14 protein-coding genes are annotated in these 16,739 nt (G+C 64.4%); 11 read left to right on the forward strand and 3 right to left on the reverse strand.

The window, feature by feature from the left end; translation table 11 throughout:
• Positions 1 to 42: 42 nt before the first annotated feature.
• The 3 genes from ACNJX9_RS27375 (at position 43) to ACNJX9_RS27385 (ending at position 4,355) form a co-directional block, all read left to right on the forward strand.
• On the forward strand, positions 43 to 1,692 hold the full coding sequence (locus ACNJX9_RS27375; protein ID WP_439405120.1) for a glycosyltransferase family 39 protein: 1,650 nt from the start codon (positions 43 to 45) through the stop codon (positions 1,690 to 1,692).
• A 161-nt stretch (positions 1,693 to 1,853) separates the two neighbouring features.
• Positions 1,854 to 2,633: a class II aldolase/adducin family protein gene (locus ACNJX9_RS27380; RefSeq protein ID WP_057753040.1), complete on the forward strand. Its 780-nt coding sequence runs from the start codon at positions 1,854 to 1,856 to the stop codon at positions 2,631 to 2,633.
• A 468-nt stretch (positions 2,634 to 3,101) separates the two neighbouring features.
• Positions 3,102 to 4,355: an IS110 family transposase gene (locus tag ACNJX9_RS27385; RefSeq protein WP_439405121.1), complete on the forward strand. Its 1,254-nt coding sequence runs from the start codon at positions 3,102 to 3,104 to the stop codon at positions 4,353 to 4,355.
• Between the two features lie 207 nt (positions 4,356 to 4,562).
• On the opposite strand, the gene ACNJX9_RS27390 is transcribed toward ACNJX9_RS27385, so the two are convergent.
• From ACNJX9_RS27390 to ACNJX9_RS27400, 3 genes are all read right to left on the reverse strand, one after another.
• Positions 4,563 to 5,957 carry a M20/M25/M40 family metallo-hydrolase gene (locus ACNJX9_RS27390; RefSeq protein ID WP_439405122.1) on the reverse strand — a complete coding sequence of 465 codons (1,395 nt, stop codon included), beginning with the start codon at positions 5,955 to 5,957 and terminating at the stop codon, positions 4,563 to 4,565.
• A 26-nt stretch (positions 5,958 to 5,983) separates the two neighbouring features.
• Positions 5,984 to 7,312, reverse strand: coding sequence for a glycosyltransferase family 87 protein (locus ACNJX9_RS27395; protein ID WP_439405124.1), 1,329 nt, complete (start codon positions 7,310 to 7,312; stop codon positions 5,984 to 5,986).
• A gap of 134 nt (positions 7,313 to 7,446) precedes the next feature.
• On the reverse strand, positions 7,447 to 9,066 hold the full coding sequence (locus ACNJX9_RS27400) for a helicase HerA-like domain-containing protein (RefSeq protein ID WP_439405125.1): 1,620 nt from the start codon (positions 9,064 to 9,066) through the stop codon (positions 7,447 to 7,449).
• A 352-nt stretch (positions 9,067 to 9,418) separates the two neighbouring features.
• Between ACNJX9_RS27400 and ACNJX9_RS27405 the strand changes: the two genes are divergently transcribed.
• From ACNJX9_RS27405 to scpA, 8 genes are all read left to right on the forward strand, one after another.
• Entirely contained in the window at positions 9,419 to 9,784 is a 366-nt protein-coding gene (locus ACNJX9_RS27405; RefSeq protein WP_057753036.1) for a hypothetical protein, read from the forward strand.
• Positions 9,785 to 9,808: 24 nt separating this feature from the next.
• Positions 9,809 to 10,216: a DUF4332 domain-containing protein gene (locus tag ACNJX9_RS27410; RefSeq protein WP_057753035.1), complete on the forward strand. Its 408-nt coding sequence runs from the start codon at positions 9,809 to 9,811 to the stop codon at positions 10,214 to 10,216.
• A gap of 198 nt (positions 10,217 to 10,414) precedes the next feature.
• On the forward strand, positions 10,415 to 11,275 hold the full coding sequence (folP, locus tag ACNJX9_RS27415) for a dihydropteroate synthase (RefSeq protein ID WP_271602352.1): 861 nt from the start codon (positions 10,415 to 10,417) through the stop codon (positions 11,273 to 11,275).
• Positions 11,272 to 11,640: a dihydroneopterin aldolase gene (folB, locus tag ACNJX9_RS27420; RefSeq protein WP_057753033.1), complete on the forward strand. Its 369-nt coding sequence runs from the start codon at positions 11,272 to 11,274 to the stop codon at positions 11,638 to 11,640. Before folP ends, folB begins: the two co-directional genes overlap by 4 nt.
• Position 11,641: 1 nt before the next feature.
• Complete coding sequence (gene folK / locus ACNJX9_RS27425) at positions 11,642 to 12,133, forward strand: 2-amino-4-hydroxy-6-hydroxymethyldihydropteridine diphosphokinase (RefSeq protein WP_057753032.1); 492 nt, start codon at positions 11,642 to 11,644, stop codon at positions 12,131 to 12,133.
• An 81-nt stretch (positions 12,134 to 12,214) separates the two neighbouring features.
• Positions 12,215 to 14,086 carry a methylmalonyl-CoA mutase family protein gene (locus ACNJX9_RS27430; RefSeq protein WP_439405127.1) on the forward strand — a complete coding sequence of 624 codons (1,872 nt, stop codon included), beginning with the start codon at positions 12,215 to 12,217 and terminating at the stop codon, positions 14,084 to 14,086.
• Positions 14,083 to 14,547: a GFA family protein gene (locus tag ACNJX9_RS27435; RefSeq protein ID WP_220003799.1), complete on the forward strand. Its 465-nt coding sequence runs from the start codon at positions 14,083 to 14,085 to the stop codon at positions 14,545 to 14,547. The genes ACNJX9_RS27430 and ACNJX9_RS27435 overlap by 4 nt, the downstream gene beginning before the upstream one ends.
• Positions 14,548 to 14,570: 23 nt before the next feature.
• On the forward strand, positions 14,571 to 16,727 hold the full coding sequence (scpA, locus tag ACNJX9_RS27440; RefSeq protein WP_439405128.1) for a methylmalonyl-CoA mutase: 2,157 nt from the start codon (positions 14,571 to 14,573) through the stop codon (positions 16,725 to 16,727).
• The last annotated feature ends 12 nt before the right edge of the window (positions 16,728 to 16,739 follow it).

The raw sequence follows: 16,739 nt of genomic DNA on the forward strand, positions 1-16,739 counted from the left end.
GCACCAGCTGGGCCACGAGGGGATTCCGGGTCACCAATTGCCATGACATCCATTACGACTTCGGCGATCGACACGCCTCAGCGGCGCTCGGTTGAACGGACTTGCGACGACCTTGCCATGCTGGTGCTGGCTGCCGTCGCCGTCATCGCAGGCTTGACCTTCCGCGACTACGGGCTCGGTTGGGACGACTACACCCACGCAGAATATGCCGACCTGCTGCTGCGCATGTATGGCTCCGGCTTCAGCGACACCTCCGCCCTCTCCTTCGCCAACCTCTATATGTATGGCGGCGGCTTCGACATGGCCGCGGCGCTGCTGCACAAGATCATTCCGCTCGAGCTGTTCGAGACGCGACGCCTGGTCGGCGCCGTTGTCGGCGTGATCGGGCTTGCGGTGACGTGGCGGCTGGGCCGTCGCATCGGCGGACCTCTTGCCGGCCTCGCCGCGCTGCTGCTGCTGGCGCTCTGCCCGATCTTCTACGGCCACATGTTCATGAACCCGAAGGATGCGCCCTTCGCGGTGGCGATGATCATCCTGATGCTCGGCCTCGTCAGGCTCGCCGAGGAATATCCAAAGCCCTCGCCGCGCACGATCCTGATCGTCGGCCTGGGAGCCGGCCTCTCGATCGGCTCGCGCATCCTCGGTGGGCTCGCGCTGGTCTATGCCATGATCGGCTTCGTGCCCCTGTTCCTGGAGGAGCTGCGCAGCGAGGGCGTCCGCGAGGGTGTCAGGCGTTTCGCCCATGTCGTCTACGTGCTGCTGCCCGGCCTTGTGCTGGGCTATCTCGTGATGGGCCTGATCTGGCCGTGGTCGATCATGGAGCCCGGCAATCCCTTCGAGGCCTTGACCTATTTCTCGCACTTCTTCGAGAAGCCCTGGAAGGAAATGTTCGACGGCGCGATCGTGTCCGTGCCCGACATGCCATGGTCGTATCTGCCGACGCTGTTTGCCCTGCAACTTCCCGAAGTGATGCTGGTGTTGATGGCCGGCGCCATGTTCAGCACCTTCGCCATGCTGCCGCGCCGCGAGGTTCCAGCGCGCCGCAAGACCATCCTTTTGATGCTGACGCTGGCAGCGACCCTGCCGCTCGCGATCGCGATGGTGAAGCGGCCGGCGCTCTACAATGGCATCCGCCATTTCGTGTTCGTGATCCCGCCGATGGCGGTGCTTGGCGGCGTCGCCTTCGCCTGGACCATGGAGCGCCTGCGCGTCAGCCATCGCGCCTGGCAACCGGCCATGCTTGCACTGTTCTGTTTCGGTCTCGCGCTGCCGCTGGCCGAGATGATCCGGCTGCATCCTTATCAATACACCCACTTCAACCACATCGCCGGTACCGTGCGCGCCGCCGACGACCGCTTCATGCTGGACTATTGGGGCCTCGCCTTGAAGCAGGCCTCCGACGAACTGCGCGAGCAGCTGGTCGAGCGTCAGGAAGTTCCGCCGCGCAATCGCAAATGGAAGGTCGCGGTGTGCGGTCCGCAGCGCCCGGCGCAGGTCGCGCTCGGTCCTGATTTCACCATCGGGTGGGATTCCCACGCGGCGGATTTCGCAATGACGCTCGGCGAGTTCTATTGCAAGGGACTCACCGCCCCCGTGATGGTCGAGATCAAGCGCGACGACGTGGTGTTCGCCCGCGTCTACGACATCCGCGGCCGCAGCATTTCCAGCCTGCTGTCGATCCCGGCGCCGTAAAATTCGTCTCCTGGGCCGTCTCGCTCTCCGCCTTCGCTCTTCGAGCTACGGCGGACATGCATGCGGGCTACGCTTGGCTGCCGCGATTTCGTCGGCTTGCTGCCGGCTTCACCCGAGACTACGCTCCCTCTCCACAACAACGAAGTTCGGAGAGATTTGCCATGTCGCCAGCGGAAGCCCGCCTGAAGGAAGTGCCGTCTCATATGACGGAGGCCGAGTGGCAGCAACGGATCAATCTCGCCGCCTGCTATCGCCTCGTCGCGCTGTATGGCTGGGACGATCTGGTCGACACCCACATCTCCGCGCGCGTGCCCGGCCCCGATCATCACTTTCTGATCAACCCCTATGGGCTGATGTTCGACGAGATCACGGCCTCGAGCCTGGTCAAGGTCGATTTGCACGGCAACCAGCTCTCGGAGAGCGAGTACAGCATCAACCCGGCCGGCTTCACCATCCATTCGGCGATCCACGAGGTGCGCGAGGACGCCATCTGCGTGCTGCATCTCCACACCCTCGACGGCACCGCGGTGTCGAGCAGCGCCGAAGGGCTGCTGCCGCTCAACCAGACCGCGCAGCTCGTCACCCACGACCTCGCCTATCACGACTATGAAGGCATCGCGCTCGATCACGACGAACGGCCGCGGCTGCAGAAGGATCTCGGCGATCACAATCATATGCTGCTGCGCAATCACGGCACGCTGACCGTCGGCCGCTCGGTCGCCTCCGCATTCGAGCGCATGTACCATCTCGAGCGCGCCTGCTCGATGCAGGTGCGCACGCGTGCGCTGGGCACGCCAGTCTATCCGGTCGAGCAGATCGCGATCGAGAAGAACACCGAACTGCTCGCCAACCGCGACCGCGCCGAACTGCGCGCGAACAACCTCGTCTGGCCGCCGCTGCTGCGCAAGCTCGACCGCGAGAGTCCGGGCTACCGGTCTTGAGATTTTCATGAATGTGAGGTAGTGTCTTTGTCGAACTACCTCTGCACGTTCTGGAATGAAACGCCGTCCAATCCCGGGCGGCGTTTTTATTTTTGCGGTGTTTCGTAGGGTGGGTTAGCCTCGCGAATTGCGCGAAGCGCAAACCGCTAGGCGTAACCCACCAGGGCTGCCGCCGCGGATGCAGAAGTGGTGGGTTACGCCCAGCAACTGCGCTTCGCGCAGTCGCAGAGCTAACCCACCCTGTACCCTTCTGACGTTCATGGCCGGCCTAGAGGTGTAGACTGGCCATTCGGGCCGATCCGTCGGGAGCAGCCTTGTCCACCCGTGCCTTGAGCACCCACGTAGGAACCGCGCCCCAGCGGAACGTCCGCGATCGAGATCCAGTAGGAGGTCATTGCGCCGAGAGCGCCAGTACAGGGATCGATCAGGATCGCGGTTGGCCCGCTTTGAGAGCGAGGAGATCCAACGATGGTCAAGGACGTGCAATGGTTCGTCGGGATCGATTGGGCAACGCGGAGTCATTGCGTTTGCCTGCTGGATGCGGAAGGACGGCCGGCCGGCCAGCGCGACTTTGCGCATGGCGGAGCCGGACTGACGGAGCTGTGTGATTGGCTGGTCGAAAAGACCAAGGCCGCACCGGGACAGATCGCGGTGGCAATCGAGACGCCGCATGGCCCAGTGGTGGAGATGCTGCTCGAGCATGGTTTTATGGTCTTTGCCATCAATCCCAAGCAACTCGACCGCTTCCGGGATCGCTTCACGGTGGCCGGTGCCAAGGATGATCGCCGCGACGCTCATGTGCTCGGAAGCTCATTGCGTACGGACTGTGCGGCCTTCCGCCAGCTTGCGGCCGACAATCCGCTGGTGATCGAGCTGCGCGAGTGGTCGCGCATGGCGGAGGAACTGCAGCAGGAGCGCACGCGGCTTGCCAATCGCCTGCGTCAGCAGTTGTGGCGGTACTATCCCCAAGCGGCCAAGCTGACCGACGATGTCGCCGACGACTGGTTCCTGGCACTTTGGCAAAAGGTGCCGACGCCGGACAGCGCGGCCAAGGCCAGCGACAAGGCGATCGCGCGCATCCTCAGCGCCTATCGTATCCGCCGCCTCGATGCGGCGACGGTGCTCAAGACTTTGCGCGAGACACCCCTGCTCGTGGCACCGGGCACGACGGAGGCTGCGTGCGTGCATATCCGCAGCCTCGCGGCCCGTCTGCGCCTGGTCAATCAGCAAATCAAGGAAGCGCAGCACAGCCTGGACCGCCTGTGCGCCAAGCTCGAAGAACAGGAGAGCCCCGCGGGGCAGAATCCCGAGCAGTGTGACGTGGCGATCCTTCGCTCCTGGCCGGGAATCGGCAGGATCGTTCTCGCCACACTGCTCGTCGAGGCCACCGAGCCTCTGCGCAGACGAGACTACCACGCCTTGCGCGCCTTGGCAGGGGTCGCACCGGTGACGCGGCAAAGCGGCAAGCAACGCTTCGTGATCCGCCGCCTGGCCTGCAACAGGCGGCTGCAAAGCGCCGTTCATCACTGGTCGCGCGGCGCGCTTCAATACGACGCCGCAGCCCGGCGACGCTATGATGCTTTGCGGCAGCGCGGACACGGCCATGCGCGTGCGCTGCGTGGTGTGGGAGATCGCCTGCTCTTTGCCTTGTGCGCGACGCTCAAGCACCAGACGCCCTACGACGCAGACCACAACAGCGCGAAGATCTCGGCAGCAGGCTGAGCCGTTCCTTTGTTCGGCCGCATGCGACCGTTCCTTCGTCCCGACCTGCCGAACGCAAGAGCGCCGCGCGCAGACGCTGTCCAGGATGCCATAGGCACCGGCAAAGCCGGCGCGAAGCGTCCTGGATAGCGTCGAGCACGGTGCTATGGTTATCTGTCAGGGACTTCCACCCTTGACGAAGGGTAGGAGGTCCTACGGCAACTGGGCCTACTTCACTTCCGCCAGCGCCGCGATGATCCGCGCCCAGGAGCGGATGCCCTTCTGGAAGCTGCGCAGATCGTACTTCTCGTTCGGCGAGTGGATGTTGTCATCGTCGAGGCCGAAGCCGACCAGCAGCGAGTCGAGCCCAAGAGCGCGCTTGAAATCGGCGACGATCGGGATCGAGGCGCCGGAGCCCATCAGCACGGTCTCCTTGCCCCATTCTTCGGTCAGCGCTTGTTTGGCCGCAGCCAGCGGCTTCATGTTCCAGTCGAGCGCCACGGCGGGCGCGGCGGAATGATCGCCGAACTCGACCTTGCAGTCGCCGGGAATCCGGGCGGTGACGTAATCGCGGAAGGCCTTGCGGATCTTTTGCGGGTCCTGTCCCTGGACGAGTCGGAACGAGACCTTGGCCGAGGCATGCGACGGAATCACCGTCTTGGAGCCCTCGCCGATATAGCCGCCCCAAATGCCGTTGACGTCACAGGTCGGACGCGTGGACGCCTGCTCGACCATCAAGCGCCCCTTCTCGCCCGCGGGAATCGACAGGCCGACCGGCTTGAGAAAGGTCTCGGGCGTGAAGTTGAGCTTCTTCCACTGCTCCAGGATCTCCGGCGGCGTATCCTTCACGCCGTCATAAAAGCCGGGGATCGTGATCCGATTGTCGTCGTCGAACAGCCCGCCCAAGATCTTGGTGAGCACGCGGATCGGGTTCATCGCGGTGCCGCCGAATACGCCGGAATGCAGATCGCGACTGGCCGCGGTGATCTTCACCTCTTCATAGAGCAGGCCGCGCAGCGCCGTGGTGATCGCCGGCGTGCTGGGGTCCCACATGCCGGTGTCGCAGACCAGAACGTAATCGGCCTTGAACTCGTCCTTGTGGGCCTCGACGAACGGCACGAAGTTCTTGGAGCCGACCTCTTCCTCGCCTTCGATCAGGAATGTGACGTCGATCGGCAGCGAGCCCGTCACTCTCTTCCAGGCGCGGCAGGCTTCGACGAAGGTCATCACCTGGCCCTTGTCGTCCTCGGCGCCGCGCGCGACGATGATCTTGCGGCCGTCTGCGTGATCCGTGACCGCGGGCTCGAACGGCGGACGGTGCCAGAGCTCGAGCGGATCGACCGGCTGCACGTCGTAATGGCCGTAGAAGATCACATGCGGCCGTCCGCCCGCCTTGACCTTGCCGACGACAGCGGGATGGCCGGCGGTCGGCCTCACCTCGGTCGCGACGCCGAGGCTCGCAATGTCCTTGGCCAGATGCTCGGCTGCCGCCTTGCAATCCCCTGAAAAGGCCGGATCGGCGGAAATCGACTTGATCCGCAGCAGCGAGAACAGGCGCTCGAGGCTGTTGTCGAAGTCCTTGTCGATGTGGTCGAGCACGGATTGAAGCTGCGCATTGGCCATGGTCGGATGTTCCGCTTGTTGGAGTCTCAAGATGGCTGCGATTTTAGCTCCGCCGCAGCGTCGGAGCTAGCCGCATCAGGCGGATGCCGGATGTGCCAGGCGAGCGTAACGGCGAGAATTGCCGTGGCAGCAAGGTTGTTGCCCCAGGCCTGAATGGCATTGGGAAATGGCGGCAGCGACAGCAGCATGAGGATGCCGGCCGCGCCAAGCGCAAGCCAGCTTCCCAGCTGCACCTTCGGCCTGGCGTCGAAGGCGGCCCGATGCATCAGCACCGTCAGCGGGAAGAACAGCCACATGAAGTAATATTGTCGTGCCAGCGGCGAGGCCACCGTCATCAGGCAGAACAGAATGCCGAGCTCCTCGGCATCCGATCGCGCCGTTCGTTGCCGCTGTGACGGCATCACTGCGATGAAGCCGAGCCCAAGCAACACCGATACCGCGAGCACGATCCAGTTCGCCGTCTTGTAGTCGACGTCGATGATATTCATCGTGCGCACCGGCTTGCCGGGATCCTCCAGATTGAAGTTGATCGGGCGGACCAGGCGGTGCGTCACGGCGATGATGGACTGGTTGACCCACGACCAGTTCTGCTCGTCGCGCTGGCCGAAGCCCTTTTCCGAGCTCGAGCCGACCATGCCCTGGTACCAGGTGTTGAGCTCGGCGGCATTGCGCTCGAAGCCGCGGATCGGTGCGGGCACGATGTAGAGCAGGATGCCGATGAAGGCGAGCATGCTGACGACCGCCGCCCATTGCCGGCGCCAGACCAGATAAGGCAGCACCGCGACCGGAAACACCTTGATGGCGGTGGCGAGCGCGAACATGAAGCCCGCAGACCAGGACCGCCGATGCTGTAACAACCGGAAGCCCCACAGCATCATCGCCAGCAGAACGAGGTTCGGCTGACCGAGATCGAACATGTCGAACACGAAGGTCACGGTGACCAGTGCCGGCAGCGCTTCGAGCCACGGGCCCGGCTTGCGGTCCTCCCCGGTCATCGCATTGGAGAGCATCCCCGTGTACCACCACGCCACGGCGTTCAGGATCGACAGTACGACGTAGAGCGGGATCTTGCCGAACCAGCTTGGGATCGCCAGCAGGATCGCAGGCAATGGCGGATAGATGAACTCGAACTGGTTGCGGATGTCGCTGGGATAGAGCGCGCGGCCATGCAGCACCTGCTGCCCGGCCCAGTACCACAGCGCATAGTCCTTGGTCTTGCCGTGACCGAAGATCTCCGGCCCGAGGACATCGGCGGTCAGGATCAGGCAGCAGAACAGGAAGAGCAGGTCGAGCGGCGCACGTAGCGAAAGAGCTCGGAGTGCGCCGGGTTTGTTGGGCGAACGGGCTGTGGTCACAATGCCTTCAATCTGCGGCCGGGAGAGTGTCGATATATGTCTACCCACACACAGGCCGCAAGTCTGCCCCTCTCCTCACAGGCGAGGGGAGCTGCAGCGGCCCGGAAATCCGCTTCAACTATGTCCTTGCCTGCCTAGCGTCGGAGCAGTCCGCCGAGCGCGCCGCGGACCAGCGCGCGGCCGACCGAACCGCCGAGTTGGCCGCCGACCGATTTGCCGAGATCGGCCACGACGCCGCCGACAACCTTGTCGGTGACGGTGCGCGTGACGTCGCGCGCGATGCGCTGGCCGGTCGTCAGCCGGTTACGCCCGGTATTGGTGCCGAAGACGGTGCCGACGATCGAGCCGATCTGGCCGAGGAGACCGCCACCGCTACCCGCCTGACCATCGGCCGGGGCCGCGGTGCCCGCGATCCGCTTCTGGATGATCTCATAGGCCGACTCGGCATCAACGGCGGTGTCGTATTTGCCCTTGAGCGGGCTTGCATCCATGATCGCCTTGCGCTCTTCCGGGGTTATCGGCCCGATGCGCGCCGATGGCGGCCGGATCATGACCCGCTCCACCATCGCCGGCGTGCCATTGCCTTCGAGGAATGACGCCAGCGCCTCACCCTTGCCGAGCTCCATGATGACCTTGGCGGTGTCGAGCTTCGGATTGGGCCGGAAGGTCTGGGCGGCAGCGGCGACCGCCTTCTGGTCGCGCGGTGTGAAGGCGCGCAAGGCGTGCTGCACCCGATTGCCCATCTGCCCGAGCACACGGTCGGGCACGTCGATCGGATTCTGTGTGACGAAATAGACGCCGACGCCTTTGGAGCGGATCAGGCGGACCACCTGCTCGATCTTGTCCATCAGCGCCTTCGGCGCATCGTTGAACAACAGATGCGCCTCGTCGAAGAAGAACACCAGCTTGGGCTTGGGCAGATCGCCGGCCTCGGGCAGTTCCTCGAACAGCTCTGACAGCATCCACAGCAGGAATGTCGCGTAAAGCCGTGGGCTCTGCATCAGCTTGTCGGCGACGAGGATGTTGACCATACCGCGGCCGTCGCGGTCGGTCTTCATGAAGTCCTTCAAGGTCAGCGCCGGCTCGCCGAAGAACCTGGTGCCGCCCTGGTTCTCCAGCACCAGGAGCTGGCGCTGGATGGTGCCGACGGTGGCCTTGGTGACGTTGCCGAACCCTTGCGCCGCTTTCCGGATCGGCGCGAGCGGATCCTCTTCCGCGTCCGGCCCCTTCTTGCCGCTGTCGGGCAGGATGGCATCGAGCAACGCCCGCAGATCCTTCAGGTCGATCAGGGCAAGGCCATTGTCGTCGGCGACGCGGAAGGCCACGTTGAGCACGCCCTCCTGAACGTCGTTGAGATCGAGCATGCGCGCGAGCAGCAGCGGCCCCATCTCGGTAATGGTGGCCCGCACCGGATGGCCCTGCTCGCCGAACACGTCCCAGAACACCGTCGAGAACTGGTCAGGCTGGAAATTCAGTCCCATCTCGCTGGCGCGCTTGACGATGAAGTCTTTTGCCTCCCCGACCTCGGAGATGCCGGAGAGGTCGCCCTTGATGTCGGCTGCGAACACCGGAACACCGGCCCGCGCAAATCCTTCCGCCATCACTTGCAGCGTCACCGTCTTGCCGGTTCCGGTGGCTCCTGTGACGAGGCCGTGGCGATTGGCGAGCGCCAGTGTCAGCCAGGCCAGCTCGTCTCCCTTGCCGACGAAAATCTTGTCGTCGGTATCGCCGAGCTTGTTGTCCTGCGCCGTCATCACACTCTCTATTGTCGGTTTATCGTTGGTTTCGCGTATCGAAAACTCGAACCCGCAGTTCCGCAGTTTAACGCATGTCGCACGTCGATTGAAACCTTTCAGGGCGCCGTCGACATGCGACATCGTCGGAGACTCCGCGCGCGGCGGGCGCCAAAAGTCGGGCGCGCGCATCGATCCGCGGCGATTTTTCGTGAATTTCGTCTCCGCTCTTGCATTGCTGCAACACTTCTCCTGTCTTCGAGAGTGAATCGGGACGTTGCATGCGTTCATTGCTTGTATTTCACATCGCACGGGCTCAAGATCACTTTTCGAAAATAATCTCCGGCATGTGAACCGGCTGAGGGGCGGGTCAATGGACGAGCTGATCGGACGGCTGGCGACAAACGCCAGCATAGATAGTGCTGTCGCTGAAAAGACCGTCGGCATTATTCTGGGATTCCTCCGCAGTGAAGGTCCTTCCGACAGCGTGCAGGCCCTGATCGACCAGATCCCTGGTGCGGAAGGAGCGATCGAGGCGTCCAGGAGCGGCGGCGGGCTGTCGCGACTGATGGGCGGCGGCCTGATGGCGGTCGGCACGCGCCTGATGGGCCTCGGGCTTGGCATGTCCGACATCCAGACCATTGCCCGTGAACTTTTCCGCTTCGGCCGGGACAAAATCGGAGCGGATCAGATGGGCAAGATCATCGCGGGGACGCCGGGCCTCAGCCAGTTCGCCTGAGCGACGCTTTTCATACCGAGCATCATGACATATCCGATCTCCGAGATTGAGAGCCTGCCGGCCTTTGCCGCCAACAAGTTGAAGGCGCAGGGTATCCGCACCACCGACGCACTGCTGGAAGCCGCGAGCACCGCCAAGGGCCGCAAGGCGCTCTCGGCCAAGACCGGCATCAGCGAGCAGCAGCTGCTGGAGTGGGCCAACGTCTCCGACTACATGCGTATTCCCGGCATGGGCCGGGCCAAGGTGGGCCTGGTCCGCGCCGCCGGCGTCACCACGGTGCGCGAGCTCGCCTATCGGAATCCGGCAAGATTGGCGCAAAGCATGCGCGAAGCCAACGACCGCAAGAAGCTTGTCCGCATCCTGCCTTCCGAGAAATCGGTCGGCGACATCATTGCCAAGGCCAGGAAGCTGCCGCCGAAGATCACGTATTAGGGGGTCGCTGGAAGGCGGCTGGGGTGGCGAGCAAGGCTGCCTCAACATCGTCATTGCGAGCGCAGCGAAGCAATCCAGAATCCTTCCGCGGTGACACCCTGGATTGCTTCGCTGCGCTCGCAATGACGGGCGCTTGGGCAGGGCGCTGCCACCAATCCCATCTTGACTCCCCCTGCCCGACCGCGCAAAGCCACGCGCATGAATGCCTCGCCCTCCCCATCCGTCCCGCCGGCCGGCTCGGCCGGGCCAGATGTGCTGCGGACGCTCGTGGGCCGGCCGCTGCCGGCGGTGATGGGCGTGCTCAACGTGACGCCCGACTCCTTCTCCGATGGCGGCGATTTCATCGCACCGGATCAGGCGCGGGCGCGGGCGCGGGCAATGATAGCCGATGGCGTCGACATCATCGATATCGGCGCCGAATCCACCCGGCCCTACAAGGGTGCGCAGCCGGTGACGGCCGCGGACGAGCTGGCCCGGCTGAAGCCGGTGCTGGCAGACATCGTTGCACTCGGCGTGCCCGTTTCGATCGACAGCATGAAGGCGGAGGTTGTCGCCTTTGCGCTCGACCAGGGTGTCGCCATCGCCAACGATGTCTGGGGCCTGCAGCGCGACGCCGGCATGGCGCCGCTGCTGGCCGCAAGAGGCGTCCCCGTCATCGTCATGCACAACCGCGAGAGCGTCGATTCCGCCATCGACATCGTCGCTGATATGAAGGCGTTCTTCATGCGCTCGCTGGACATTGCCGCGAAGGCCGGCATCGCGCGGGACAAGATCGTGCTCGATCCCGGCATCGGCTTCGGCAAGACCGCCGAGCAAAGCATGATCGCGTTGGCGCGCTTGCGCGAGCTCGAGATGTTCGGTCTGCCGATCCTGGTCGGCGCCTCGCGCAAGCGTTTCATCGCCTCGGTGTCGCCGTCGGAGCCGAAAGAGCGGCTGGCCGGCTCGATCGCCGCGCATCTGATTGCCGCGCAGAAGGGGGCGAAGATCATCCGGACCCATGACGTCGCCGAGACCTTGCAGGCCCTGCGGGTCGCCAACGCAATCGAGAGCAAGCTATGACCGATACGATCTTCGTCACCGGCCTGTCGATCCATGCGCGCCACGGCGTGCTGGATCACGAAACCGAAGTCGGCCAGCGCTTTGTCATCGACCTCGAGCTCTACACCGATTTGTCGGAGCCTTCGCGCAGCGACCGCCTGGTCGATACCGTCTCCTATGCCGACGTGGTGGCGACGACGACGGCGGCGTTCAAGAACACCAATTACAAGTTGCTGGAACGCGCGGCCGGTGCGGTGGCCGATGCCATCCTTTCGCACTTTCCGCGCATCCGCGCGGTGAAGATCACCGTGCACAAGCCACATGCGCCGATCGCGGCGATCTTCGACGATGTCGGCGTCATGCTGACGCGCTCGCGGCATCACTGATATGGCGAGCGTGCTGATCGCGCTCGGCGGCAATGTCGGCGATGTCCGCACGACATTCAAAAAGGCGATCGCCCATATCTGCGGCATGGCGCAGGCCACGGTGGTCGCCCGCTCTTCGGACTATGCGACGCCGCCCTGGGGCGACGAGAACCAGGATCCCTTCGTCAATGCCTGCGTCGAGATCGAGACCGGCCTCGATCCGCACGCGCTGCTGTTCGTGATGCAGAAAGTCGAGCAGAAATTCGGCCGTACGCGCGACCAGGATCGGCGCTGGGGCCCGCGCACGCTCGATCTCGACATGATCGCCTATGACGATGTGTCGATGAACAAGCCCGACCTGACCCTGCCGCATCCGCGCCTGTTCGAGCGCGCCTTCGTGCTGGTGCCGCTGGCCGAGATCGCACCGGAGCGCGTGATCTCGGGCATTCGCGTGCGTGATGCCCTCGCCAGCGTCTCGACGCAAGGCATTGAGCAGCTTCCGGATACCGGTTAACCAAAATCGACCGTTTGCAGGAGCGGGCCGCCGTGGCAAATTCGCCTGCGCATGTCGAGATGTTCGGGAGCCCTTGTCCTTATGACCTCCGAGACGGACGATCTGCCGCTGGCCGCCGATTTTCCCAAGGCGACGGACGCGGACTGGCGCAAGCTGGTCGACGGCGTGCTGAAGGGCGCGCCGTTCGAGAAGCTGGTCGGCAAGACCTATGACGGCCTCAAGATCGAGCCGCTTTATCCGCGCGCGACGGGGGCAGCGCCGGTGGCGGGGCGGCCGGCGGCCGCGCCCTGGCAGATCATGCAGCGGATCGATCATCCCGATGCGCTTGCAGCAAACGCGCAGGCACTGACCGATCTGGAGAACGGCGCCACGGGCCTCTCTCTGGTGTTCGCCAGCGGCAATGGCAGTCACGGCTTCGGCCTGGAACCTTCGGCCGATGCGGTGGCAAAGGTGCTGAAAGACGTTCACCTCGACGCCGGCATCGGCCTCGAGCTTCAGGTCGGCCCGGAATCGCGGATGGCTGCGATCCATGTCGCGGAATATGTGAAGAGCAATGGCATCGATCCCGCCGCCTGCGACATCCGCTTCGGGCTCGATCCGCTTGCTGCCTGCGCAGTGTGGGGTCACAGCCCTTACACATGGGAACAGATTACTCCTGCCGTCACCGGCGGCATCAAGGGCCTCGCAGCGCTCGGCTTCAAGGGACCATTTGCATCCGCTGATGGCCGTGTGATCCATGATGCCGGCGGCTCCGAGGTCCAGGAGCTGGCCTTCGTGCTCGCCTGCGGATTAGCCTATCTGCGCGCGATTGAAGAGGCCGGCGTTCCGCTGGAGCAGGCGCAGGGCATGGTCTACGCGCGGCTCACCGCGGATGCCGACCAGTTCCTGACCATGGCGAAGTTCCGCGCGCTGCGACTGCTCTGGGCGCGCGTCGAGGCCGCCTGCGGCCTGACGCCGAAGCCGCTGTTCATTGCCGCCGATACGGCCTGGCGCATGCTGACGCAGCGCGACCCCTATGTGAACATGCTGCGCGCGACCATCGCGACATTCGGAGCGGGGCTTGCAGGCGCCAATGCGATCACGGTGCTGCCGCATACGCTGGCGCTCGGGCTGCCCGATCCGTTCGCGCGGCGCGTCGCACGCAATACCCAGCTTCTGCTGCTCGAAGAAAGCAACCTCGCCAAGGTCAGCGATCCCGCGGCCGGATCCGGCGGCATCGAGACGCTCACGGCGCAGCTCTGCAAGGCCGCCTGGGCACTGTTTCAGGAGAGCGAAACGGCCGGCGGCGCCTTTGCCGCACTTCAGCATGGCCTGTTCCAGGGCAAGGTCGCGGCAACGCGCAAGGCGCGCGAGGCCAACATCGCCAGGCGCCGCGACGTGCTGACCGGCGCCAGCGAGTTTCCGAACCTGCATGAAACCGAGACGGCCGTGCTGAAGGCGGCGCCCATCGTGCTCGCGCCCTATGGCGAGGCCAAATACAAGTTCGATGCGCTTGCGCCGATTCGCCTGGCGCAGCCGTTCGAGGCGCTGCGCGACAAATCCGACGCGGCGTTGAAGGCGCGCGGATCGCGGCCCAGCGTATTCCTGGCCAATCTCGGCACCCCCGCGGATTTTACGGCACGTGCGACATTCGCAAAAAGCTTCTTCGAGGCAGGCGGTATCGAGGCCATCGACAGCGAAGGTTTTGCCGATCCGGCCAAGCTCGCTGCGGCCTTCAGGGCTTCGGGCGCGGCGCTCGCCTGCCTTTGTTCCAGCGACAAGGTCTATGCGGAACGCGCCGAAGCCGCGGCAAAGGGCCTGCAATCGGCGGGCGCGCGACATATCTATCTGGCAGGCCGTCCGGCCGAGGCGGAGGCGACCTTACGCGCGGCCGGTGTCACCGGGTTCGTCTTTGCCGGAGGCGATGCGCTGGCGACGCTGCAAGAGGCTTATGTTCTGATGGAGCTGGCATGACCGACGCGAGCAAACCCGTTCTCACCGGCGGCTGCCAATGCGGCGCGGTGCGCTTTGCGATTTCGGCAACACCCAACAAGGTGTCGATCTGTCACTGCCGGATGTGCCAGAAGGCGAGCGGCGCGCCGTTTGCTTCCTTTGCCGACATCAACCGCACGGACTTCGCCTGGACCAAGGGCACGCCGGCCGCGTTCCAATCCTCCACGATCGCGATGCGCGACTTTTGTGCGGCCTGCGGCACGCCGCTGAGCTTCCGTCGCATCGATGGTCCGCGCATCGAGATCATGACCGGCGCGTTCGACCGGCCTGACCGACTGGTGCCGACCCGACAGTACGGAACCGAGTCCCGCCTCGGCTGGGTCGTCGGAATCTCGAACCTGCCGAGCCAGACCACGCAGCAGAATTACGGGCCGGAGAAGATGGCGACCATCGTCAGCCATCAGCATCCGGATCATGATTGAACGCCGATCATATGGTTGAAGCCATGAGCCGCATTCCCAATTTCGCCGATATCGCGTTCGAGCGAACCGCTGCCGCCGCGCCATCAGGCAGCGCCGAGCCGTGGCTGACGCCCGAGGGCCTCCTGGTAAAGCCTGTTTATGGCGAGGCCGATCTCGCCGGGCTCGACTTCCTCGAGACCTATCCGGGCATCGCGCCGTTCCTGCGCGGCCCCTACCCGACCATGTATGTCAACCAGCCCTGGACGATCAGGCAATATGCCGGCTTCTCCACGGCGGAGGATTCCAACGCGTTCTACCGCCGTAATCTCGCAGCCGGGCAGAAGGGCCTCTCGGTGGCCTTCGATCTCGCCACCCATCGCGGCTATGACTCAGATCATCCGCGCGTCGGCGGCGACGTCGGCATGGCCGGCGTTGCGATCGATTCCATCTACGATATGCGCACGCTGTTCGCAGGGATTCCGCTCGATCAGATGAGCGTGTCGATGACCATGAACGGCGCGGTGCTGCCGATCCTCGCGCTCTATGTGGCGGCCGCCGAGGAACAGGGCGTTACGCCGGAAAAACTCTCAGGCACCATTCAGAACGACATTCTGAAAGAGTTCATGGTGCGCAACACCTACATCTATCCGCCCGCGCCCTCGATGCGGATCATCTCGGACATTTTTGCGTACACCTCGCAGAAAATGCCGAAGTACAACTCTATTTCCATCTCCGGCTATCACATGCAGGAGGCCGGCGCGACGCAGGATCTCGAGCTTGCCTATACGCTCGCCGACGGCGTCGAATATCTACGCGCCGGGCTTGCCGCCGGTCTCGACGTCGACCGCTTCGCGCCGCGGCTGTCGTTCTTCTGGGCGATCGGCATGAACTTCTTCATGGAGGTGGCCAAGCTGCGCGCCGCGCGCCTGCTCTGGGCGAAGCTCTTGAAGCCCTTCAATCCGAAGGACCCGCGCTCGCTGTCGCTGCGCACGCATTCGCAAACATCCGGCTGGTCGCTGACCGCGCAGGATGTCTTCAACAACGTGATGCGCACAACGGTGGAGGCGATGGCGGCGACCCAGGGCCACACCCAGTCGCTGCACACCAATGCGCTCGATGAGGCTTTGGCGCTGCCGACCGATTTCTCGGCGCGGATCGCCCGCAACACCCAGCTCTTCCTGCAGCAGGAGAGCGGCACCACCCGCATCATCGATCCCTGGGGCGGCTCCCATTATGTCGAGCGCCTGACCCGTGACCTCGCGGCGAAAGCGTGGGGCCACATCCAGGAGGTCGAGGAGCTCGGCGGCATGGCCAAGGCGATCGAGGCCGGCGTGCCCAAGCTGCGCATCGAGGAAGCCTCCGCCAAGACGCAAGCCCGCATCGATGCCGGCAAGCAGGCGGTGATCGGCGTCAACAAGTACAAGCCGACCGACGAGGCGCCGATCGAGATTTTGAAGGTCGACAACACCAACGTGCGCCGGCTCCAGATCGACAAGCTGACGCGGCTGAAATCCGAGCGCAACCAGAAGGACGTCGACGCCGCGCTTGCCGCGATCACGCGCTCGGCCGGCGAAGGCAACGGCAACCTGCTCGCGCTCGCCATTGATGCTGCGCGGGCCAAGGCGACCGTCGGCGAAATTTCGGACGCGATGGAAAAGGTGTTCGGCCGGCACCGCGCCGAGATCAAATCGATCACCGGCGTCTACAAGCGGGAGGCGTCCAGCATGGGCAATCAGGTCGAGAAGGTTCAGGCGCTTATCGACGCTTTCGAGGAGGCGGAAGGCCGCCGCCCGCGCATCCTCGTCGCCAAGATCGGCCAGGACGGGCACGACCGCGGCCAGAAGGTGATAGCGTCTGCCTTTGCCGATATCGGATTCGACGTCGACATCGGACCGCTGTTTGCCACCGCCGACGAGGCCGCACGGCAGGCGGTCGAGAATGACGTCCACATCCTTGGCGTCTCCTCGCTCGCAGCCGCTCACCTCACTGCCGTGCCTGAACTCAAGGCCGCGCTGAAGAAGCAGGGTCGAGAGGACATCATGATCATCGTCGGCGGCGTGGTGCCGCCGCAGGACTACGAGGCGCTCTATGCGGCCGGCGCCGAGGCCATCTTCCCGCCGGGCACCGTGATCGCAGAGGCGGCCGAGGAGCTGATCCGCAAGCTCAACGCCCGGCTCGGGCATAGCGAGGCGGCGGCGTAGGAGCGCATCCTT

The organism is Bradyrhizobium sp. BLXBL-03 (assembly GCF_051853015.1).
GTDB lineage: Bacteria > Pseudomonadota > Alphaproteobacteria > Rhizobiales > Xanthobacteraceae > Bradyrhizobium > Bradyrhizobium manausense.